This is a genomic window from Streptomyces sp. NPDC058812 (assembly GCF_042744565.1).
GTDB classification, from domain to species: domain Bacteria; phylum Actinomycetota; class Actinomycetes; order Streptomycetales; family Streptomycetaceae; genus Streptomyces; species Streptomyces thinghirensis.
In genome coordinates, this window is record NZ_JBHYOB010000002.1 from 516,264 (window position 1) to 537,360 (window position 21,097).

Here is a 21,097-nt window from a genome sequence, read left to right on the forward strand (position 1 = left end):
TGGGGCCGCCGGGCGCGAGGCGTTAGCCTGCCGGTATGACGGCCACACGGACGGGTGATCGGGCGGGCGGCCCGGCGGGCGATCCGGGACTGTTCGGCCCCGGCTCGGTGACCTGGCAGGCGCACGGCGACCCGATGATGTGGATCGCCGGCATCCGCGCCCTGTACCTCCAGGCCCTGCATCCGCGCGCCGTACGCGGCGTGACGCAGAACAGCGACTTCCGGCGCGACGCCTGGGGGCGGCTGATGCGCACCGCGAGCTTCGTCGGCACGACGACGTACGGCACCACCGAGGCCGCCGAGCGGGCCGGCGCCCGGGTGCGGAGGATCCACCGCATGCTCGGGGCGACGGACCCCGACACGGGTGAGTGGTACGGCGTCGACGAGCCCGCGCTGCTGCTGTGGGTGCACTGCGCCGAGATCGACTCCTACCTGCACGTCCTGCGCCGCTCCGGATTCCCGCTCACGGACGCCCACGCCGACCGCTACCTCGCCGAACACCGGCACAGCGCCCGCCTGGTCGGACTCGACCCCGACGCCGTACCCGCGAGCCGGACCGAGCTGGCCGCCTACTTCGCGCGGGTACGGCCCGAACTGGCCGCGGGCGACGACGCCCACGAGGTGGACGACTTCCTGCTCCGCCCGCCCACGCACCCCCTCCTGGTCCCGGCACGTGCGCTGCTGTGGCGGCGGGTGGCACATCTGGCGTACGACTCCCTACCGCGGTACGCGCACGAGCTCTACGGCAGACCGGCCCCCGCACCCGACACCGTCACCAGGCGGCTGCGTGCCACGGGCACCCTGCTGCGCGCCATTCCCGCACGTCTGCGCTGGCAGCTGCCGCCCAAACACATCCTGCGCGCCATGGCGCGGCTCGGACCGGCCGCGCGCCCGGCACCATACAAACTCGGACCATAGACCGCCATACTGGACCGGCCAGGGGAGGGCGGGGCGGACTGCTACGGGGGCGGGCAGCGAGATGGGGGACAGCACGCTGATCCAGGGCCGGTACCGACTGCTGGAGCGGATCGGGCGCGGCGGCATGGGCGAGGTGTGGCGGGCGCGGGACGAGTCACTGGGCCGTCGCGTCGCCGTCAAGTGCCTCAAGCCACTGGGCACCGGGCACGACCACTCCTTCACCCGTGTCCTGCGGGAGAGGTTCCGGCGCGAGGCCAGGGTGGCCGCCGCGCTCCAGCACCGCGGGGTGACCGTGGTGCACGACTTCGGTGAGTCGGACGGTGTGCTCTTCCTGGTCATGGAGCTGCTGGAGGGCCGTGACCTGAGCCGGCTCCTGGAGGACAACAAGCACCATCCACTGCCGGTGCCCGACGTCGTCGACATCGCCGAACAGGTCGCCTCCGCGCTCGCCTACACCCACGAACAGGGCATCGTGCACCGCGACCTGAAGCCCGCGAACATCGTCCGGCTCGCCGACGGCACCGTGAAGATCTGCGACTTCGGCATCGCCCGGCTCGGCCACGACGTCGGGTTCACCGCCCGGCTGACCGGCACAGGCATCGCCATGGGCACCCCGCACTACATGTCGCCCGAGCAGATCGGGGGCGACGACGTCGACCGGCGCAGCGACCTCTACTCGCTGGGCTGCGTGCTCTACGAGATCGCCACCGGCGTCCCGCCCTTCGACCTCGACGACGCCTGGGCGATCCTCGTCGGCCACCGCGACACCGAGCCCGAGCCCCCACGCACCCACCGCGCCGAACTCCCCGCCTACCTGGACCGGATCATCCTGGACCTGCTGGCCAAGCGGCCCGACCAACGTCCGGACGACGCCCGCGAGCTGGGCCACCGGATCACCGCCGGCCGCACGGCACCGGCGTACGCGCCGGCCGTTCCGGCGCCCCGGACGCGGACGCCCGAGCCGGTCGGGGGCCGGGCCGCGCTGCCGTCCTGGACCCACGGCATGACCACCGGCCACAAGGCGACCGGCATCGGGCTGCGCTCCACACTCCCGGACCCCGCCGCCGGCCTGTCCGGCGAGTGGATTCCGCGGCCGGCGGGCGGCGAGGCCGCCGCACCCGCCCCCGACGAGCGACCCGGCCCGGCGCCCGAGGAGGTCGCCGCGCTGGCCGGGCGGCACGGCGCCGGCCTGAGCCTGGGGCGGCTCGGCCGCTGGGAGGAGGCGGGCGAGGTGCACCGCGCGGTGGCCGACGAGCGCGAGCGCCTGCTCGGCCCCGACCACCCCGACACGCTCGCCAGCCGCTACGAGGCCGCCTTCACGCTCAGCCGCACGGGTCACGCCACCGACGCACTGCGCGCGTACAAGCGGGTCGCCGAGGCCAGGATCCGGGTGCTGGGCCCCGACCACGCCGACACGCTCGCCGTCCGGCAGGAGATGGCGTACGCCCTGGGCCGGCTGGGCCGGTACGCCGACGCCCACCAGGTCTACACGTCGGTTCTCGCCGCCCGCGAGCGCGTCATGGGCGCCGACCACCCCGACACCCTGCGCTGCCGGCACAACCTCGCCTTCAACCTCGGCCGGCTCGGCCGCCCCGAGGACGCCCACCGCATGGCCCGCGAGGTGGCCGCCGCCCGCGCCCGCGTGCTCGGACCCGAGCATCCGGACACCCTGGTCACCCGCTACGAGGTGGCCTACGAACTCAGCAGGCTGGACCGTTGGCAGGAGGCCCTGATGACCTACCGGGAGGTCGCCGAGGCCCGCGAGAGCGCGCTCGGTCCGGCCCACCCCGACACCCTCGCCGCCCGCTACGAGATCGGCATCAGCCTCGGCCGGCTCGGCCGCAGCACCGAAGCGCTGGCGCTCTACGAGGAGCTGATCGACGACCGCACCCGCGCCCAGGGCGCCGAGCACCCCGAGACCCTGCGCGCCCGGCACGGTCTGGGCGTCAACCTCGGCCGGCTCGGCCGCTGGGAGGAGGCCCTCGCCGAGTCCCGCGACGTGTGCGCGATCCGTGAACGCGTCCTCGGCCCCGACCACCCGGACACGCTGGTCAGCCGCCGCGAGGTCGCCGTCGGCCTGGGCTGGCTGGGCCGCTGGGCCGCCGCCCTCACCGAGTACCGCCGGGTCGCCGCCGCCCGTGAACGCGTCCTGGGCCCCGACCACCCCGACACCCTCGCCGGGCGCGACGACGAGGCCCACTGCCTGGAACAACTCGGCCGCGGCGCCGAGGCCGTGGAGCTGTACCGCAGGGTGGCGGTACTGCGAGGCGCGGGGGCACGCTGAGCCGGAGCCGGAGCCGGAGCCGGAGCCGGAGCCGGAGCCGGAGCCGGAGCCGGAGTGGGGACGAGACCCGCGTGAAGCGGGGCGTGCGGGTGCCGGCACGGCCGGTCGGGCTGCGGACCGCGCGCGTCGAGCCGGAGCCGGTCGGCCCTACGCGTCCATGCCCATGGGGGGCGCCGCGCGCCGCCGGCCCCTGCCCGCCACACCTCTGGCAGCCCACTGCCACCCCGTGTTACCAAGAGCCATGACGCCGCCCACCGAGCCCCGAGCATCCCGCACCTACGACGCCGTCATCGTCGGCGGTGGCCACAACGGCCTGGTCGCCGCCGCCTACCTGGCACGTGCCGGCCGCTCCGTGCTGGTGCTGGAACGGCTGGACCACACCGGGGGCGCGGCCGTGTCCACCCGGCCGTTCGCCGGGGTCGACGCGCGGCTGTCGCGGTACTCGTACCTGGTCAGCCTGTTGCCGAAGAAGATCGTGCGGGACCTGGACCTGGACTTCCGGGTACGCGGACGCACCGTCTCCTCGTACACGCCCGTCGAGCGGAACGGGCGGCCCACCGGGCTCCTCGTCGGTGGGGGCGAGCGGCGGACACGGGAGTCGTTCGCCCGGCTCACGGGCTCGGAGCGCGAGTACGGCGCCTGGCAGCGCTTCTACGCGATGACCGGCCACGTCGCCCAGCGGGTCTTCCCCACCCTCACCGAGCCGCTGCCCCCCCGGGACGAGCTGCGGCGCCGGGTCGACGACGATGCCGCCTGGGGAGCGCTGTTCGAGGAACCGATCGGCGTCACGATCGAGGAGCACTTCGCGGACGACCTGGTCCGGGGGGTGGCCCTCACCGACGCCCTGATCGGCACCTTCGCCGACGCCCACGACCCCTCCCTGAGCCAGAACCGTTGCTTCCTCTACCACGTGATCGGTGGCGGAACCGGCGCCTGGGACGTGCCGGTCGGCGGCATGGGCGCCCTCACCGACGCCCTGGCCGACGCGGCGCGCGCGGCGGGCGCCGTGCTCGCCACCGGGCACGAGGCGGTGCGGATCGACACGGACGGGCGCACGGCCGAGGTCACCTACCGCTCGGACGGCGGCGAGGGCGTCGCCGCCGCACGCCACGTCCTGGTGAACGCCTCCCCGAGGGAACTGGCGGCGCTCACGGGGCAGGCGCCGCCCCCGCCCGCCGAGGGTGCCCAGCTCAAGGTCAACATGCTGCTGACGCGGCTCCCGGCGCTGCGCGACCCCGCGGCCGACCCGCGCGAGGCTTTCGCCGGGACCTTCCACATCGCGGAGGGTTACGAACAGCTGGCCACGGCGCACGCCCAGGCCGCGGCCGGCGAGTTGCCCACCGCCCCGCCCTCCGAGATCTACTGCCACTCACTGACCGACCCCACGATCCTCGGCCCGGACCTGGCCGCGAAGGGCATGCACACGTTCACCCTGTTCGGCCTGCACACGCCCGCCCGCCTCTTCGCCCGTGACAACGACGCCGTACGCGAGGAACTGCTGAAGTCGACCCTCGCCCAGCTCGACGTCCACCTGGCCGAGCCCCTCGCCGACTGTCTGGCGACCGACGCCGACGGGCGGCCCTGCATCGAGGCCAGGTCGCCGCTCGACCTGGAACGCGACCTGCGCCTGCCCGGCGGCAACATCTTCCACCGGGAGCTGGCCTGGCCCCACGCCGAGGAGGGCACCGGCCACTGGGGCGTGGAGACCGGGTCGGCGAACGTACTGCTGTGCGGGGCGGGCGCGGTGCGCGGGGGAGGGGTCAGCGGAGTGCCGGGGCACAACGCGGCGATGGCGGTGCTGGAGCGGACGGCGAACTGACGGCGCATGCGCCGGACGGGGATGGGTACCGCGACATAGCGGACATTCCGCCCCTGTGTTCAGTGATCAGTACGACAAGGAGCCTGCCATGGCTGACCTCAGCCCCATCGACCTGCAGAAGGCCCTCAGCGGTATGGACTACCCGGCGGACAAGAAGGCGCTCGTCGACCGCGCCCGCAAGAACAAGGCCGACGACAAGGTCGTGAGCCGTCTCGACGGTCTCGAGGAGAACAGCTTCGACGGGCCGAACGAGGTGCAGAAAGCCGTCTTCAACGGCTAGCCGTCACCCGGCGCGAACGATCGCCTAGTCGGCCGACGCCGTCCACCCCACCGCCTCGATCCGCGCCGCGTCCGCGGGGCGCGCGTCGTGGAACAGGACGTCGTCGGCCGCCTCCGCGCGCAGCCCGTCGACGTACGCGCCGCGGCCCACGTACAGCCGGTCGGTCGTGTACCGCCAGCGCAGGGTGAGCCCGCGAGCGGCCGGGAGTCCGGCCGTCAGCCGGTGCCAGACGCGGCCCGACCAGCCGGTGGCCGAACCCGCCGGGTGCTCCCGCTGCGCCTCGCCGCGGCGCGCGGTGGTGAACGGGACCGGCTGCCAGGTGGTGCCACCGTCGGTCGTCGCCTCCAGCACGAGCGCGTCCGACCCCGGTTCGGTGTCCCACCACAGCGAGCAGCGCAGCCGCGCCCCGCCGCCGGACGTGTCCAGCGCGGGCAGCGTGAGCGTCGCGGTCGAGGAACTCGCCGTCCCCGAGAACCACGCCGTACGTCCGTGCGCGGGACGGACCGGCACGGCCCGCGCCATGTTGGTGCCGGCCGCGACTCTGGGCGCCGACCCCGAGCGCCAACCGCGAACCGGATGCACCGAGTTGCCGAGCACCACCAGGAACGAGTCGGTCGTCGGGTCGAGCACCAGCGAGGTCCCCGTGAAGCCGGTGTGCCCGGCCGTGCGCGGGGTGGCCATGGCGCCCATGTACCAGTGCTGGTACAACTCGAAGCCGAGACCGTGCTCGTCCCCCGGGAAGTCGGTGTTGAAGTCGGTGAACATCAGCTCCACCGACTCCGGCCGCAGGATGCGTGCCCGGCCGTAGGAGCCGCCGTTGAGCAGCGCACGGCCGAGCACCGCCAGGTCCCACGCGCAGGAGAACACCCCCGCGTGGCCGGCGACGCCGCCGAGGCTGAAGGCGTTCTCGTCGTGCACCTCGCCCCACACCAGTCCGCGGTCGAGGCCGGACCAGGGCAGGCGGGCGTCCTCCGTGGCCGCGATCCGGGGCCTCCAGGAGGCGGGCGGGTTGTAGCGGGTGCGGTCGAGACCGAGCGGGGCGGTGATCTCGTCGCGCAGCAGGACGTCCAGGGTGCGGCCCGTGACCTTCTCCAGCACCAGCTGGAGCGAGATCATGTTCAGGTCCGAGTAGAGGTACGCCGTGCCGGGCGCGCTCACCGGCTCCTGGTCGTAGACGAGCCGGACCTTCTCCTCGTACGTGGGCGCCTTGTACAGCGGGATCCACGCCCGGAAGCCGGAGGTGTGCGTCAGCAGCTGCCGCACCGTCACGTCCTGCTTGCCGGCGCGCCCGAAGCCCGGCAGGTACGAGGCGACCGGCGCCTCCAGCTCCAGCGCGCCCCGCTCCAGCTGCTGCACGGCGAGGATCGAGGTGAACAGCTTGGAGATCGAGGCGAGGTCGAACACCGTGTCCCCGGCCATGGGGATCTGCTGCCCGGCCGGGAACTCGACACCGGTGTCGGACTCCTCGTCGTAGGCCCGGTAGCGCACCGCCATGCCGATCGGCTCGTGCAGCGCCACCGTGCCGCCCCGGCCTGCGAGCAGCACGGCGCCCGCGTACCACGGGTGCTTGGGGGAGGGACCGAGAAACGCCTCGGCGTCGGTGACGAGCTGGCGCAGATGGCCGGGGAGCAGGCCGGCGCGCTCGGCGGAGCCGCGCCGGAGGGTGGGGCGGCGGCCCTTGTCCGCGACGGCCTCGGCCGGCCCGGCCGCGAACGGGGCGATGGCCAGGGCACCGCCCAGAGCCAGTGCGCCGGCGCCCAGTTGGCGCCGGGTGAATCCGCTCGTCGCCTGTCCGGCCATCGAAGAGCCTCCCGCCATCGAAGCTGAAAGTATCTTTCCTGGATCGCCGTGCGGAGTGAAACTTTCCTGTCAGTGACGGGTCGTGTCAATGGGGCGTGCGGAGTTGACGAACCGTCGGACCCGTCCGGCACGGCGCCGGACGGGTCCTGGTGCGGTGCGGTGGGGTGCGGCTCAGCGCTCGCGCACCCGGACCACCCGGAGGTCGGGCGACGCCCGGATGTCGCGCTCGCAGAAGCGGGACGTCACCCACCTCTCGCCGGAGAACAGCCGGGTCTGGTCGGCGTGGTGCCGCGAGGCGGGGTTTGCGGACTGGGAGTAGGTCAGGAGCGTACGGGCCACCGGGCACCGGCTTCCGTCCCAGCCCACGGCCTGGATGTAGCTGGAACCGGTGGTCACCTCGGCGTAGCCACCGCGGGCCGGGTCCCACACCGGCTCGATCTTGTTCCAGATGCCCAGCGACTCCGTGCCGCCGCCCACGGGGATGCGCTTGCCGCCCCGCACGACGAACTGGTGCTCGCCGAGCGGCGCGTCCAGTGCGATGCCCGCCGTCCGCAGCTCGACCACCGCGTCCGCGAGCGCGGTGGTGAAACCCGGCACGTCCGTGTTCAGCGTGTTCGGGGTGGTGACCGGGTCCGTGGGCGAGAACGGCACCTTCCACAACTGCCCCGCCGGTACGGCCTTGGTGAGCCCGCGCCAGAACCGGTCGAAGAGCAGCGCGCCCCGGCTGCCGGTGTCGACGGTGCGGTCCCAGCCGGCGAGCACGTCGCAGGCCTCCCGCACGTCGACGGCGTTCCCGTCGCTGTCCGTGGCGGTGCCGTCCGGCAGTGCGGCGCAGGCCCGTGCCGCGTCGGCCGCGACCAGGTCGCCGGCGGGCGCGCGGTCGGCGAACTGCTGCCGTTGCAGGTCCCGCACGGTCAGCCCGCCCCGGTCCGCCATCGCCGCCACGTCCTCGATGGCACCCCGCGTCCGCATCGACCGCTGGGTGCCGACGGTGCCGAAGACCCGCTCGTAGCCGGTCAGCGGGCGGTCCGCATTGGTCAGCCAGGCGCTGTCGTTGGAGTTCTCCGCGTACGGCGCGTCCTTGAGTGTCGGCATCCGGTCCGGGCCGAATATCCCCGGCTGTACGGCGTCCCGGTCACGGCCCAGCGCGCAGTCGCCGCGCGAGCCGTCCAGCACCGCGAGCCCCGAGGACGGATAGGTGGCCTCGCCGAGCGGAGTGGAGCAGCGCTCGGCCAGCTCGTCGGTGATGCGGGGGAGCACCTGCGACTGGGTGAACAGCGTGTGGCCGCGGGAGTCGGCGGCGATCGTGTTCGTCCACGGCAGCCCCTGCGTGCGGCGCAGGGAGTCCAGTACGTCGTCCGTGCCGCGGGCCCTGCTGAAGCCGAGCGCGGTGTCCGAGGCGCGCATGTTGACGGCGTTCGGGTCGTTCAGCGCGTACGCCGTCGTCGTGGTCCACGGCAGGGGCACCGAGGCGCCGAGGGACGTCACCACCGGGCCGTACCGGGTCCACCACTGGGTCTTCGTCACCGGGGCGCCGTTCTTCACCGGGACGGTGACGGACCGCTTCGTCATCCGCTCGCGCCTGCCGTCCACCAGGTAGACCGTCGGGTCGGCCGGATCCAGCGTCAGCTGGTGGAGATTGAGGGTGACGCCGGTGGCGACGGTGTGGCTCCAGGCGACGTGCGCGTTGTGGCCTATCGACACCGTCGTGGTGCCGAGCAGAGAACCTCCGGCGACATTGAGCCGTCCGGGGATCGTCTGCTGCGACTGCCAGAAGCGGCGCCCGCCGTGCCACGGGTAGTGCGGGTTGCCGAGCAGCAGCCCGCGGCCGTTCGCGGTGGTGCGCCCGCCGAAGGCGACGGCGTTCGAGCCCATGTCGGCGTTGTCGGCGGCGAACAGCTCCCGGGCGGCGCGCGCGGTCGCCTCTGCTTTGGGCTTCTCTTCCGGGGCCGCCGCGGTGCTCCCGGACGGCGGCCGCGCGGCCGTGATGCCGTCCACGGCCCGTCCCTGCCCGCCGAGCACGGACAGGGCGAAGCCGCGCACGGCCACGTCCATCGAGGTCACCGGCCGCACCCAGGAGGCACCCCGGCACGCCGGGTCGGTGATCCGGTTCTGCTCCAGCCAGGCGTTGTAACCCGCCGCGAAGCCCCGCATCAGCTCCTTCGCGTCCCGGCTGGGACCGCGCGGCGCGGGCTCGGCGAGCAGCCTCTCCACCGTGCCCGCCCGGCGTACTCCCCGGAAGTACAGGTCGCTGGAGAGGTTCGTGGCGGCCGACGAGAGCGCGGGGTCGGATCCCGCGTCGGCGCCGAAGTAGCGGGAGCGTTCGCCGCGCACGGTCACGAAACCGTCGGCCAGTGTGCACACTTGGTCCGCGGCCTGGGCCCAGCCCGTGCCGAAGCCGAGGTTCGCGTAGTCCTTGGCGACGATGTGCGGGATGCCGTACTCGGTGTAGCGGATGACGGCGGACAGCCCGCCGCGGGACGGACGCTCGTGCCGGTCACCGGACCGTTCGGCCGCGGCGGCCGGCAGTGTGGTCGCGGCGGTGAGCAGGGCGACGGCCGTGACGACGAGCCGTCTCAGGCGTGTGCGCATCGTGCCTCCCGACGTCTTTGGGGGAGAAGGGGCGGCTGAGCGTACCAGTCGGTATGTGTATGTGTCAGTGGCATGACACGAGCCACTTCCGGTGCGGCGCGCACGTCTTGACCCGCCCCGCCGATCGGCCGAGGATCATGTCATGACGCTGACGCCCGGACACGGCAGCACGGTCGACGGGGTACTGCGGCGCAGTGCCCGGCGTACTCCGGCACGCGTCGCGGTGGAGTACCGCGACCGCTCCTGGACGTACGACGAACTCGACACCGCCGTCTCCCGCGCGGCGAGCGTCCTGCTGGAGCACGGACTGACCCGCGGCGACCGGGTCGGCGCCTACGGGCACAACTCCGACGCCTACCTGATCGCCTTCCTCGCCTGCGCCCGCGCGGGCCTGGTGCACGTCCCGGTCAACCAGAACCTGACCGGGGACGACCTCGCCTACATCGTCGGCCAGTCAGGCAGCACCCTGGTCCTCGCCGATCCGGACCTCGCCGGCCGGCTCCCCGGCGGCGTGCGTACGCTGCCGCTGCGCGACGCCGACGACTCGCTGCTCACCCGGCTGGCCACGGCCCCCGCGTACGACGGTCCCGAGCCGGGCGCCGAGGACCTGGTGCAACTGCTCTACACCTCGGGCACCACCGCACTGCCCAAGGGCGCGATGATGACCCACCGGGCGCTGGTGCACGCGTACCTGAGCGCCATCACCGCCCTGGACCTCGGCGCGGGCGACCGCCCCGTGCACGCGCTGCCCCTCTACCACTCGGCGCAGATGCACGTCTTCCTGCTGCCCTACCTCGCCGTCGGCGCGACGAACATCCTCCTGGACGCACCCGACGGCGACCGGCTCCTCGACCTGGTCGAGGCCGGCCGCGTGGACAGCCTGTTCGCGCCGCCGACCGTGTGGATCGGCCTCGCGGGCCGCGCCGACTTCGCCACCCGCGACCTCGGCGGCCTGCTCAAGGCCTACTACGGGGCGTCGATCATGCCCGTGCCCGTCCTGGAGCGGCTGCGCGAACGCCTACCCGACCTGGCCTTCTACAACTGCTTCGGCCAGAGCGAGATCGGCCCGCTCGCCACCGTCCTCGGCCCGGACGAGCACGAGGGCCGGATGGACTCCTGCGGCCGGCCCGTGCTGTTCGTCGACGCACGCGTCGTCGACGAGGACGGCAAGGACGTACCCGACGGCACACCGGGTGAAGTCGTCTACCGCTCCCCGCAGTTGTGCGAAGGCTACTGGGACAAGCCCGAGGAGACCGAAGCGGCCTTCCGCGACGGCTGGTTCCACTCCGGCGACCTCGCCGTGCGGGACGCGGACGGCTACTTCACGATCGTCGACCGCGTGAAGGACGTCATCAACTCCGGCGGCGTACTGGTCGCCTCCCGCCAGGTGGAGGACGCCCTCTACACCCACGAGGCCGTCGCCGAGGCCGCCGTGATCGGCCTGCCCGACGAGCGGTGGATCGAGGCCGTCACGGCGGTCGTCGTCCCGCGCGGCGAGGTCACGGAGGACGAACTCATCGCCCACGCCCGCGAGAGGCTCACCGCGTTCAAGGCACCCAAGCGGGTCCGTTTCGTGGACGCGCTGCCGCGCAACGCCAGCGGGAAGATCCTCAAACGGGAACTGCGGGACCGGTTCACCGGTTCGTGACCCGGCAACCGCGTTGCGGCCGAAGCGGCGGACGTCGGGGATCCCCACCTCGGCCTCGACCGCATGGACGTACTCGCGCACTCCGCGGGCGGCACGGGCCGCCAGGCCACCGAGGCCGCCCAGGAGGCGGAGGCCCGCATGGGGCCGCCCGGCAGGACGACCAGCGGGGCGCCGTCTCCCCGGACGCCTTCGACCCGCCGTCACCCGGGCCGCCCTCGCCCGCCGCTGCGCCGACGTCTTCCCGTACGCCGAGATGGCCGTCCAGCCGGGCGCCGGGCACCCTCCGCGGCTGGACGATCCGCGGTGGTTCGTACGGTGTGTCGTCGCGTTCCTCGCACAGGGCTGAGGCCACCGGGACACCACCGGCGCGTGTGACGCGTGGGAACCGCGGCGCCGATCTTCCGAAAGGCACCCGTCGCGTGGCCTGTCGGCGCTCGGACCCGATCGCTAGGCTGACCGCGGACGACGAAATCGGGAGGAGCACGGACGTGGCCGAGAGCACCACCCAACAGCGCCCGCTCATGGGCTGGGACAAGCCGGAGCTGGATCTCAGCAACGCGCAGTGGCAGTCCAGCAGCCGAGGCCTGGGGGATGTCCAGATCGCCTTTGTCGAGGGGTTCATCGCCATGCGGAACAGCGGCAGCCCGGAAAGTCCCTCCCTGATCTTCACCCCCGCGGAATGGGGCGCGTTCGTGTCGGGAGCGCGGGAAGGGGAGTTCGACCTCACGTGAAACGCCTGCCGGGGCGGTGAGCCGGGCCGGGGTGCGTCCGGCCGATCCGGGAGTGTTCCGCCCGATTTTCCGGACACGCGACCGTGAGTGCCCCTTCATGGCCGACGCCTGAGCGAGGCTGACGCCAGGAGGGGGAACGGTTGCACTCCGGAGGTGAGGAACCCATGAGCACCACCCTGCCGGTCATCGCGGCGGTCGACGGTTCGGACGACAGCCTGCGCGCCCTGGACTGGGCCCTCGACACCGCCCACCGGCGCGAGGCACGTCTGCGGGTGGTGCATGTGCGCCAGTACGCCCCCTGGGCGCAGGCCGACGTCCTGGTCGCGGGCCCGCCGGACACCGGCGAGGACCCGGTGCTCGACCAGGCCCGCGCGCACCTGCAGGGGCGGGCCTTCGCGGTGGCGACGGAGTACGTCGGCATGGAGGGCGTACCCGGCGCCGTACTGCCGGAACTGGGTGCCGACGCCCAGTTGATGGTGCTCGGATCGAGGGGCCGCGGGGGCTTCGCGAGCCTGCTCCTCGGCTCGGGCGGCCTGGCCGCCGCCCGCGACGCCGAGTGCCCCGTCGTCGTCGTGCCCCGCCCCGGACGCGAGGTCCACGGCGAGGCGCCCGCCGAATCCGGCCCCCGGGTGGTCCTCGGCCTGCACGTGGACAGCCCCGACGACGCCAGTCTGTCCTTCGCCTTCGCCGAGGCCGCGCTGCGCGGCGCCCGCCTCCAGGTGGTCGCCGCCTACCCGTGGCCGGTGCAGACCTGGGCCGCCGCCGGACAGATCATGCCCCCGGTGATCGACGAGGTCTCCATCGAGAGCGAGACCCGGGTACTGGCCGACGGTTTCCTCGCCCCGTACCGGGAACGCCACCCCGACGTCCGTGCCGAACCGTACGTCGCGCCCGGCGACGCCGCCGGCCACCTCGTCGCCGCCTCCCGCGACGCCGAACTGGTCGTCGTCGGCCGCCACCGCCGACGCCTGCTGGCCCCGGCCCGCATGATGGGCTCGGTCACCCACGCCGTGCTGCTGCACGCGACGTCCCCGGTCGCGGTGGTACCACCGGCTCCGCCGGAGGAGTGAGGGCGCGGGCCTGTGCCCGCCGACGCCGTTGGCGGTGGCGGCACCCGGCTGGGCCCGAAGGGCGCGGACTCCCAGCAGGAGTGGATCGTCGTCGGCCCCGCCCGCCCGGCGCCCGAGGGCGGGACGCACCCCGGCCCTCGGCGGAACCCGGCGTGCCTATCATCGGGCCATGCAGGACTCGCCCAGCAGGGACACCCGGATCGCCCTCGACCTCGCTCTGACCGTCCGGCACGACGGGAACGGCGGGGTCGCCGACGACCTGACCGACCTCGCGGGGCTCACCACCTGGGTGCGGGCGCACCCCGACACCTTGCCGGGCGCCGGCGTCTTCACCGCCGACGAGCCCGCCCTGGCCGCCGTCCGCGAGGTACGCGCCGCCGCCCGTGCCCTCTTCGCCCGCGCCGTGCGCCCCGGCGAGCCGAGCCCCGCCGACGCCGCCCGGCTGCTTCCCGTCGCCGACGCCGTGCGGCGCCTGAACGAGGCGGCCGCCCGCACTCCCACCGTTCCCGTCCTGGACTGGGCCGACGGCGCCGGACCCGCCGTACGCGCGGAGCCCGCGCACGGTGGCCGGCCCGATCTCGCCGCCGCCCTCGCGCGGGCGGTGATCGGTTTCCTCACGGGGCCCGACCGGCCGCGGCTGCGGGCCTGCCACGCACCGCGCTGTGTCCGCTACTTCCTGAAGGAGCACTCCCGCCAGGAGTGGTGCAAGCCGTCCTGCGGCAACCGGGCCCGGGTGGCCCGCCACCACGAACGGCACAAGCGGACCGCGTAGCCCGGTCGGGCTCCCGCCCGCACGCCGTTCATGGGCCCGGGCCACGTACCATGGCGGCATGTCGTTCCTCCGCCGCCGCAGCGCCACGCCCGCCGGGCCCGACTTCGACGTACTGGCCATGGACCCGGGCGACTGGCCCGGGAACCTGGGCGCCGGCCTGCTGCCCGCGCCCGACGGCAGCTGCCAGGGCGTCTTCCTGCGCTACGACCTCTTCGGCGGCCGCGGTCCCGCGATGATCATCGGCAATCTGCCGACCGGCTCCCCGGCCCGTGAGGTCCCCGAGGGGGAGATCCCGTTCGAGGTGGCCCAGCTGCTGCTCGCGCTGGAGAACGACGAGGAGATCACGGTCGTCGGCGCCGAGGACGTACCGGTGATGCAGGGCGACAACCTGCTCATCGTGCGCCGCCTCAAGCTCTCCGAGGGCCGGATCTCCTGCGTGCAGTTCGACCGCAGCGACGGTGTCCTGGTGACCATCGCCGCCTGGGACCGCCCCATCACCGACGACCTGTACGCCCTGCTGAAGCCGCTCCCGGCGGAGCTCTTCCAGCAGGGCTGACCCGGCCGGCTACCGCACGGTCGCGAGCGTGACGTCGGCGGCGCGCACGTACCCGACCCGGTGGCCGTACTGGATCTCGTAGTACATGTCCTCGCCGGTCACCACCCGGTGGGAGGCCTCGTCGAAGGTGACCGCGTAGTAGTACTCGCCGGGCACCTTCTCACCGACCACGTACTTCTGCCCCTCGGACAGCCGGTACGGCAGCGGGGACACGGCCTGGGCCGGCACGCCCGCCGGATAGGCGGCCTTCTCCGGGTAGGCGCGTCCGTACACCGGGACGCTCTCCAGGCCCTCCCTCGGGGTGATCACCTTCCCCGAGGCGGGCACCGCCGCCGGGTTCGTCTTCGGGTTGTGGAACCAGGCCTTCTGACCCAGGTACCAGATGGCCGTCCAGTCGCCCCACCGGTCGGCCACCGCGTACTGCTGGCCCGTGGAGACCCGGGAGGAGAGGTCGTTCACCCCGGTCGTCGGGGTGGTGCCCAGGCCGATGTCCTTGATGAGAGGCGCGTTCACGTCGTGGTCCGCGTACAGCCGCACCTCGCTGGACCCGTGCGGCGCGCAGGGCTCGCCCTTCGTCTCGCAGCCGGTGTACTCGGGGCGGTTGGTGGCGTAGTCGGGGCGGATCGTCACCAGGCCGGACTTCTTGCCGGCGGTGGGCTCGAAGGGGCGGCCGAGCAACTGGAAGTAGTGCCGCCAGTCCCAGTACGGGCCCGGGTCGGTGTGCATGCCCGGGATCGTCGCGGTGGTGGTGCCGGGGACGTTGCCGTGGCCGAGGACGTGCTGCCGGTCCAGCGGGATGCCGTACTTCTTGGCCAGGAACTTCACCAGCCGAGCCGACGAGCGGTACATCGCCTCCGTGTACCAGGCGTCCGGGTCCGCCAGGAAGCCCTCGTGCTCCAGGCCGATCGACTTCGCGTTCACGTACCAGTTGCCCGCGTGCCAGGCCACGTCCTTCGCCTTCACGTGCTGGGCGATGTGGCCGTCGGTGGAGCGCAGCGTGTAGTTCCAGGAGACGTAGGTCGGGTCCTGGACCATGTTGAGGACCCCGTTCCAGGCGCCCTCCGTGTCGTGCACGACGATGTACCGGATGCGCTGGGAGGCGGGCCGGTCACCCAGGTCGTGGTTGCCGTAGTCGCCGTCCCCGAACTCCTCGTACGGTGCCGGGATCCACTCGCAGGACACCGTCTTCGGGCACTCGGTGCCGGCGGCCGAGGCGGCGCGCAGGCCCGTGCCCGCGAGCTGCGAGACGTCGGGGGCCACGTCGGGCCGGGCGGCCAGGGTGACCCGCTGCCCGGCGTCCGTGGTCCGGTGCTCGCCCGCGCGGATCACCTCGTAGACGTCGTTCGCGTACGCCGCCGCCGTCGCGGAGTCCTCCGCGCCCGAGAAGCGGGCCACCGCCCCGTACCAGTCCGCCGGGTCCGTGCTGAGCGGCTCACCGAGTTCCCGCTGGGCGGCGGCGAGCAGCGCGGCACCGCCGGACACGTTCGCCGCCGGGTCCTCGCGCAGCGCGCCGGGGCTCAGCCCGGTCAGCTCGGCAGCCCTCGGCAGCGTGGTCAGCCGGGCCGGCAGGTCGGTGGGCAGCGCGGCCGTGGCCGTCGGGTGCAGCGGGGCGCGGGCGTCGTCGCCGCGCGGGTCCTCGGTGCCCTCGCTGTGGTGCGACGCCCCGGCCAGTGCCGTGCGCGCGTCGGTGAGGTGCAGCGGGCCGTAGCCGCCGGTCACGCTCGGCGCACCGCCGTGCGCGTCCCAGCGGGACTGGAGGTAGGAGACGGCGAGCAGGACACTCTGCGGCACGTGGTGCTCGGCCGCCGCGGTGGCGAACGCCCGCTGCAGGCGGTCGGGGGCGGGCGGGGCGTCGGAGGGGCCGGCGGCGGGCGGTGCCGCGCCGAGCAGCGGCAGCAGCAGTGCCGCGGTGGCCAGGGCGGGCACGACGGGGGAACCTCGCAAAGCGGCCTCCTGTGACGGTGGGGCGTGGCGGGGCGTGCGGGGCCGAGCGTGGGTCAGTGGTACCCGGCGGTCCTACGATCCGTCAATCATGCCGTCACAACGGCGATTTCCCACGTCAGCAGGGGGTCGGGCGAGTTTCGCGGCGGCGGCGCACGGGCCTGCGCGGCGTCAGTGGCGTACACCAATGGCCGCTGCGAGTTCCCGGGCACACGAAATCCGCGGTGGCCCCCGAAGGGCACACCGCGGACCGTCGCCTCCTCGAACCGTCGCTCCGGTCAGCGCGTGCCGACCGCCGCACGCACGGCCCGGCGGGCCAGTTGGCAGTCGTCGTGCAGCCGGCGCAGCAGCAGCCGCTGTTCCTCGCCGGTCGGCGCGGCGCCCGGGTGGGCCGGCGCCGGTGGTGCCGGAACCGTGTCGTGCATCGAACGCTGCACGGCCGTCTCGTACGTACGGATCTCCCGGGTCAGCACGAGCATCAGGTTCACCAGGAACGCGTCGCGCGCGGCCGTCCCCGCCGACTGGGCGATCTGACTGATCTGACGGCGGGCCACCGGGGCGTCACCGAGGACCGCCCACAGGGTCGCCAGGTCGTAGCCGGGGAGATACCAGCCCGCGTGCTCCCAGTCCACCAGCACCGGACCGGCCGGTGACATGAGGATGTTGGACAGCAGCGCGTCACCGTGGCAGAACTGGCCCATGCCCTGGCGTCCGCCCGCATGGGCGATGCCGTGCAGCAGCTTCTGCAGATCGCCCAGGTCCCGGTCGGTGAGCAGACCCAGCTCGTGGTACCGGGAGATCCGCGCCGCGTAGTCCAGCGGGGCGTCGAAGGTGCCCGCGGGCGGCCGCCAGGCGTTGAGCCGGCAGATCGCGCCGAGCGCCGCCCTGATGTCCGCCCGCGGCGGGGCTTCCAGCGGGTGCCGCTGCAGCGCCGCCACCCGCCCCGGCATCCGCTCGATCACCAGCGTGCAGTTGTCCGGGTCCGCTGCGATCAGCCTCGGCACCCGCACTGGGGGGCGGTGCCGGACGAACGAGCGGTATGCCCCTATCTCGTGCCGGATCCGCTCCGCCCACGCGGGGGAGGGGTCCAGTAAACACTTGGCCACCGCCGTGCTGCGCCCGGTCGTACCGACCAGGAGCACGGACCGCCCGCTGCGGCGCAGCACCTGCACCGGGGCGAACTCCGGGCAGATCCGGTGCACGGAGGCGATCGCCGTGCGCAGTTGGGTGCCCTGGGGGCCGGACAGGTCGATTCTTCCGCTGAGCGGCTGCGTGCCGGGGCCCGCGCCGCGCCGCGCCCTGCCCGCCCCGAGCACCGGGGCCGCCGGACGCGCGGGGGCGAGATAGGGGCCGCCGCCCGCCGCCGGACGGGGGTACAGCGAACGCTGCGGGGCGGACACGGAGGACGATGCTGCGTACATGGGCGAGACAGATCCCTTCGTGTGCCTGCTGTGCCTGCCTGAAGCGCGGTGCCCGTCCGGTCGATCCCGGAAGATCCGATCCGGAAGGTCACGCCTTCTGAAAGCCGTCGCGCTACCCGCCCGGCCGCCGAGGGCCACCCTGGGGAGTAACCCCACGGCAACCGGGTCGGGGTGGCGCATTCCTACCTGACACCCGGCCGCCCGTGGCACACCATCTGGCGCACCCTGGCGAACGGTGGCGAATAGTCGCCCGGCAACCTGCACGGGGCTACTGTCAACTCAGCCGAGAACCTGGGGGCTTGACGTGAGCAAAGAACCCAACACCCGTCTCTCGGACCTGTTCGGCCTGGCCGGCTGGTCCAAGGGCGAGCTCGCGAGGCTGGTCAACCGGCAGGCGGCGGCCCTGGGCCACCCCCAGCTGGCGACCGACACCTCGCGGGTGCGGAGATGGATCGACATGGGAGAGATCCCGCGTGATCCGGTGCCGCGGGTGCTGGCGGTTCTGTTCACCGAGCGTCTCGGCCGTGTCGTGACCATCGAGGACCTCGGTCTGGTCCGGCACGGGCGTGCGGGGAAACGGCAGGGCGGCGGGAGCGAGGAACATCCCGACGGTGTGCCGTGGGCGCCCGAGCGGACTGCGGCGGTCCTCACCGAATTCACGGGAATGGACCTCATGCTCAACCGACGCGGCTTGGTGGGCGCGGGCGCCGCGCTCGCCGCGGGCTCCGCACTCAGCAGCGCCATGCACGACTGGCTGCACACCGACCCGGCCCTGGCTGCCGACGCTCCCGACCTCCGCCAACCCCTGCACGCCGACCCCGCCGGGTTCGACCGCTACGAGGCCGCCCCCATCGGGTCGCAGGAGGTGGAGGAACTCGAGCGCTCGGTCGAGGTGTTCCGCGCCTGGGACGCCGCCCGGGGCGGCGGGCTCCAGCGCAAGGCCGTGGTGGGCCAACTCAACGAGGTGGGCGGCATGCTCGCCTACCACCACCCACCCCATCTCCAGCGGCGCCTGTGGGGCGTCGCCGCCAACCTCGCCGTCCTCGCGGGCTGGATGTCGCACGACGTCGGCCTGGAACCCACCGCTCAGAAGTACTTCGTCATCGCCGCCCACGCCGCGCGCGAGGGCGGCGACCGGCCCCGGGCCGGTGAGGCACTCTCCCGGGCGGCCCGTCAGATGGTCCACCTGGGCCGGCCCGACGACGCGCTCGACCTGATGAAGCTCGCCAAGTCCGGTTCGGGCGAAGAGGTGCTGCCGCGCACTCAGGCGATGCTGTACACCATCGAGGCCTGGGCACAGGCCTCCATGGGCAAGGGCCAGGCGATGCGCCGCACCCTGGGGCGGGCCGAGGACCTCTTCGTCTCCGACAAGGCGGACGTGCCGCCGCCGGACTGGATGCAGACGTTCAAGGAGGAGGACCTGTACGGAATGCAGGCCCTGGCCTACCGGACGCTCGCCGACTTCGAGCCGGGGGCCGCCGCGCACGCGCAGCACTACGCGGAGAAGGCACTGGCACTGAGGATCGACGGCCGGCAGCGGTCGAAGATCTTCGACTATCTGTCCATGGCCTCCGCCTGCTTCATCGCCGACGACCCCGAACAGGCGGACCGCTACGCCCGCCTCGCCCTGGTGTCGATGGGGTCCAACTCCTCCCAGCGGACCTGGGACCGACTGCGTCAGATGTACCGGCTCACCGCCGAGTACGCCGGCTACCCCAAGATCCAGGAGTTGCGGGAGGAGATCAAACTGGCGCTGCCCAAGGGCAAGTCGCCCAGCAGGTCGCCCAAGGGGAAGGGCGGCGACATCGCTCCGGCGTAGGGCGCGACGCGTTGGCTAAGGCGTCACCCGGGCCACCAGCACGCAGGCGTCCGCGTGGCGCGGGGACTCGTCGAACTCCTCCGTCACGATCCGTGCGCCGTCCTGTGCCGAGCGCACCTCGGCCAGACGGGGGGACAGGGAGAGCAGCCGGCGCACGTCGGGCGGTCCGAGTTCGCCGGTGTGCAGGAGCAGCAGGTCACCGGCTTCGAGGGTCGCCTCGGCCTGCCCGGCCAGTCCCCGCCCCGTCCCGTCGCGGAACAGCAGCGGGACGGGGTGTCCGGCGTGCGCCCACGCAAGGGCGCGGGCGCGGGGCCGGTAACCGCAGTACAGGGCGGAGCGCACGGGCGGCAGGGCGGTGGTCTCGAGCAACCGGTCGAGTCGGTCCTGGAGGTGCGCGGGCCGGATACCCGCCATCGCCAGGCCGCGCAGGGCACCGATCAGCGTCGCCGGGCCCTGCGCCGCGTCGGCGCCCCGGCCGACGAGGTCGCCGACGCTGAGCAGGGTCTCGTCGCCGGCGAGCGGGCACGCGTCGTACCAGGCGCCGCACCCGGCTGCGTGTGCCGTCGACGGCAGGTACCCGGCGGCCAGATCCAGGCCCGGCCGTCCCTCGTGCGGGAACCGCAGGAGGCCGTGCCAGGGCGGCGGCACGGCTTCCCGCGGTTCGACCGCGGCCCGTTGCCCGGTGTCCGCGGACAGCGGTTGGCGCCGGAGCGAGTCACGGGTCTCGCTCACCGCCCGCTGGCTGCGGCGCAGTTCGCTGACGTCCCGCAGCACCGCCCACATCGAGGCGGTGCTGCCGTCGGCGTCGAGCACGGGCTCGCCCATCATGTGCACGGTACGCACCGTCTCGTCGGGGCGCACGACGCGGAACTCGCCGTCGATGGGCCGCGCGTCGACCAGGCAGTCCGTGACCATCGCGGTCAGTTTGGGCCGGTCCTCGGCGAGTACCAGGGACGGGAGTTCGTCGAGGCTCAGCGGAGCGGTGGCGGGGTCGCGGCCGAGGATCTGGAACAACTCGCCGGACCACTCGGCCTCGTCCGTCAGCAGGTTCCACTCCGCGCTGCCGACCCGGCTGAGCAGCGAACCGGGCCGCGGGGCGGGTGCCGGGCCGTCCCGGAGCTGCGCCAAGTGCGCGTCGAGGTCGCTGAGTTGGTGCAGCGCCAGGTCGTACAGGGCGCGCTGCCAGCGTCCGCGGGGGTTCGTTCCGTCGTCCTGGCTGTCCCGCCGTACCGCGTCCACGTCGCCCCGCAGCCGCCGTGCCTGCGATATCAGGGCCTCGACCGAGCCGTGTCCCGGTGGCTGGGCGGCCGGGTGGTCCGCGGAGAGATGGGACGACATGACGCACTCCGATGTGCTGACGGTACGACCAAGGCGGAAACGAGGCTGGCGGAAGGACCGTTACGACTGTTGCACAGCCCGCGACGCCCCGTAAGGGATTTGGCGACAC

General features: G+C 73.6%; 15 protein-coding genes and 1 pseudogene. 10 read left to right on the plus strand and 6 right to left on the minus strand.

What is annotated here, in order from left to right; genetic code table 11:
* Positions 1 to 35 precede the first annotated feature (35 nt).
* The 4 genes from ACFW48_RS06380 (at position 36) to ACFW48_RS06395 (ending at position 5,300) form a co-directional block, all read left to right on the plus strand.
* Entirely contained in the window at positions 36 to 917 is an 882-nt protein-coding gene (locus ACFW48_RS06380; RefSeq protein WP_386310943.1) for an oxygenase MpaB family protein, read from the plus strand.
* Between the two features lie 61 nt (positions 918 to 978).
* Positions 979 to 3,201: a tetratricopeptide repeat protein gene (locus ACFW48_RS06385; RefSeq protein ID WP_386310945.1), complete on the plus strand. Its 2,223-nt coding sequence runs from the start codon at positions 979 to 981 to the stop codon at positions 3,199 to 3,201.
* A 241-nt stretch (positions 3,202 to 3,442) separates the two neighbouring features.
* The gene (locus tag ACFW48_RS06390) at positions 3,443 to 5,020 is read left to right on the plus strand and encodes a phytoene desaturase family protein (protein ID WP_386310946.1); all 1,578 of its coding nucleotides are present in this window, start codon (positions 3,443 to 3,445) and stop codon (positions 5,018 to 5,020) included.
* Between the two features lie 88 nt (positions 5,021 to 5,108).
* Positions 5,109 to 5,300, plus strand: a complete 192-nt coding sequence (locus ACFW48_RS06395; protein WP_386310948.1) for a DUF2795 domain-containing protein — start codon at positions 5,109 to 5,111, stop codon at positions 5,298 to 5,300.
* A gap of 24 nt (positions 5,301 to 5,324) precedes the next feature.
* On the opposite strand, the gene ACFW48_RS06400 is transcribed toward ACFW48_RS06395, so the two are convergent.
* Positions 5,325 to 7,100 (minus strand): serine hydrolase, encoded by a 1,776-nt coding sequence (locus tag ACFW48_RS06400; protein ID WP_386310949.1) that lies wholly within the window; start codon positions 7,098 to 7,100, stop codon positions 5,325 to 5,327.
* Between the two features lie 171 nt (positions 7,101 to 7,271).
* A complete protein-coding gene (locus ACFW48_RS06405; RefSeq protein WP_386310950.1) occupies positions 7,272 to 9,692 on the minus strand; it encodes a penicillin acylase family protein in 2,421 nt (806 codons plus the stop codon).
* A 142-nt stretch (positions 9,693 to 9,834) separates the two neighbouring features.
* On the opposite strand from ACFW48_RS06405, the gene ACFW48_RS06410 reads away from it, so the two are divergent.
* Positions 9,835 to 11,340, plus strand: coding sequence for an acyl-CoA synthetase (locus ACFW48_RS06410; RefSeq protein ID WP_386310951.1), 1,506 nt, complete (start codon positions 9,835 to 9,837; stop codon positions 11,338 to 11,340).
* A gap of 96 nt (positions 11,341 to 11,436) precedes the next feature.
* On the opposite strand, the pseudogene ACFW48_RS06415 reads toward ACFW48_RS06410, so the two are convergent.
* Positions 11,437 to 11,525, minus strand: a pseudogene (locus ACFW48_RS06415) (alpha/beta hydrolase); the annotation flags it as partial.
* Between the two features lie 303 nt (positions 11,526 to 11,828).
* On the opposite strand from ACFW48_RS06415, the gene ACFW48_RS06420 reads away from it, so the two are divergent.
* The 4 genes from ACFW48_RS06420 (at position 11,829) to ACFW48_RS06435 (ending at position 14,469) form a co-directional block, all read left to right on the plus strand.
* On the plus strand, positions 11,829 to 12,071 hold the full coding sequence (locus tag ACFW48_RS06420; RefSeq protein WP_121751142.1) for a DUF397 domain-containing protein: 243 nt from the start codon (positions 11,829 to 11,831) through the stop codon (positions 12,069 to 12,071).
* A 164-nt stretch (positions 12,072 to 12,235) separates the two neighbouring features.
* The gene (locus tag ACFW48_RS06425; protein ID WP_386310953.1) at positions 12,236 to 13,141 is read left to right on the plus strand and encodes a universal stress protein; all 906 of its coding nucleotides are present in this window, start codon (positions 12,236 to 12,238) and stop codon (positions 13,139 to 13,141) included.
* Positions 13,142 to 13,310: 169 nt separating this feature from the next.
* On the plus strand, positions 13,311 to 13,913 hold the full coding sequence (locus ACFW48_RS06430) for a CGNR zinc finger domain-containing protein (protein ID WP_386310955.1): 603 nt from the start codon (positions 13,311 to 13,313) through the stop codon (positions 13,911 to 13,913).
* 58 nt (positions 13,914 to 13,971) lie between these two features.
* Positions 13,972 to 14,469, plus strand: a complete 498-nt coding sequence (locus ACFW48_RS06435; protein WP_386310957.1) for a hypothetical protein — start codon at positions 13,972 to 13,974, stop codon at positions 14,467 to 14,469.
* A 9-nt stretch (positions 14,470 to 14,478) separates the two neighbouring features.
* On the opposite strand, the gene ACFW48_RS06440 is transcribed toward ACFW48_RS06435, so the two are convergent.
* Both ACFW48_RS06440 and ACFW48_RS06445 read right to left on the minus strand, forming a co-directional pair.
* Positions 14,479 to 16,413, minus strand: a complete 1,935-nt coding sequence (locus tag ACFW48_RS06440) for an N-acetylmuramoyl-L-alanine amidase (protein ID WP_386310958.1) — start codon at positions 16,411 to 16,413, stop codon at positions 14,479 to 14,481.
* A gap of 275 nt (positions 16,414 to 16,688) precedes the next feature.
* Complete coding sequence (locus ACFW48_RS06445; RefSeq protein WP_386310960.1) at positions 16,689 to 17,831, minus strand: aminoglycoside phosphotransferase family protein; 1,143 nt, start codon at positions 17,829 to 17,831, stop codon at positions 16,689 to 16,691.
* A 304-nt stretch (positions 17,832 to 18,135) separates the two neighbouring features.
* On the opposite strand from ACFW48_RS06445, the gene ACFW48_RS06450 reads away from it, so the two are divergent.
* Complete coding sequence (locus ACFW48_RS06450) at positions 18,136 to 19,650, plus strand: hypothetical protein (RefSeq protein WP_386310962.1); 1,515 nt, start codon at positions 18,136 to 18,138, stop codon at positions 19,648 to 19,650.
* 15 nt (positions 19,651 to 19,665) lie between these two features.
* On the opposite strand, the gene ACFW48_RS06455 is transcribed toward ACFW48_RS06450, so the two are convergent.
* Positions 19,666 to 20,988: a PP2C family protein-serine/threonine phosphatase gene (locus ACFW48_RS06455; protein ID WP_386310963.1), complete on the minus strand. Its 1,323-nt coding sequence runs from the start codon at positions 20,986 to 20,988 to the stop codon at positions 19,666 to 19,668.
* Positions 20,989 to 21,097: the final 109 nt, after the last annotated feature.

Excerpts from the sequence above, each read along its gene's own strand:
- ACFW48_RS06380 (WP_386310943.1), top strand. The coding sequence starts at position 36 with ATGACGGCCACACGGACGGGTGATCGGGCGGGCGGCCCGGCGGGCGAT.
- ACFW48_RS06385 (WP_386310945.1), top strand. The coding sequence starts at position 979 with ATGGGGGACAGCACGCTGATCCAGGGCCGGTACCGACTGCTGGAGCGG.
- ACFW48_RS06390 (WP_386310946.1), top strand. The coding sequence starts at position 3,443 with ATGACGCCGCCCACCGAGCCCCGAGCATCCCGCACCTACGACGCCGTC.
- ACFW48_RS06395 (WP_386310948.1), top strand. The coding sequence starts at position 5,109 with ATGGCTGACCTCAGCCCCATCGACCTGCAGAAGGCCCTCAGCGGTATG.
- ACFW48_RS06400 (WP_386310949.1), bottom strand. The coding sequence starts at position 7,100 with ATGGCCGGACAGGCGACGAGCGGATTCACCCGGCGCCAACTGGGCGCC.
- ACFW48_RS06405 (WP_386310950.1), bottom strand. The coding sequence starts at position 9,692 with ATGCGCACACGCCTGAGACGGCTCGTCGTCACGGCCGTCGCCCTGCTC.
- ACFW48_RS06410 (WP_386310951.1), top strand. The coding sequence starts at position 9,835 with ATGACGCTGACGCCCGGACACGGCAGCACGGTCGACGGGGTACTGCGG.
- ACFW48_RS06425 (WP_386310953.1), top strand. The coding sequence starts at position 12,236 with ATGAGCACCACCCTGCCGGTCATCGCGGCGGTCGACGGTTCGGACGAC.
- ACFW48_RS06430 (WP_386310955.1), top strand. The coding sequence starts at position 13,311 with ATGCAGGACTCGCCCAGCAGGGACACCCGGATCGCCCTCGACCTCGCT.
- ACFW48_RS06435 (WP_386310957.1), top strand. The coding sequence starts at position 13,972 with ATGTCGTTCCTCCGCCGCCGCAGCGCCACGCCCGCCGGGCCCGACTTC.
- ACFW48_RS06445 (WP_386310960.1), bottom strand. The coding sequence starts at position 17,831 with ATGTACGCAGCATCGTCCTCCGTGTCCGCCCCGCAGCGTTCGCTGTAC.
- ACFW48_RS06455 (WP_386310963.1), bottom strand. The coding sequence starts at position 20,988 with ATGTCGTCCCATCTCTCCGCGGACCACCCGGCCGCCCAGCCACCGGGA.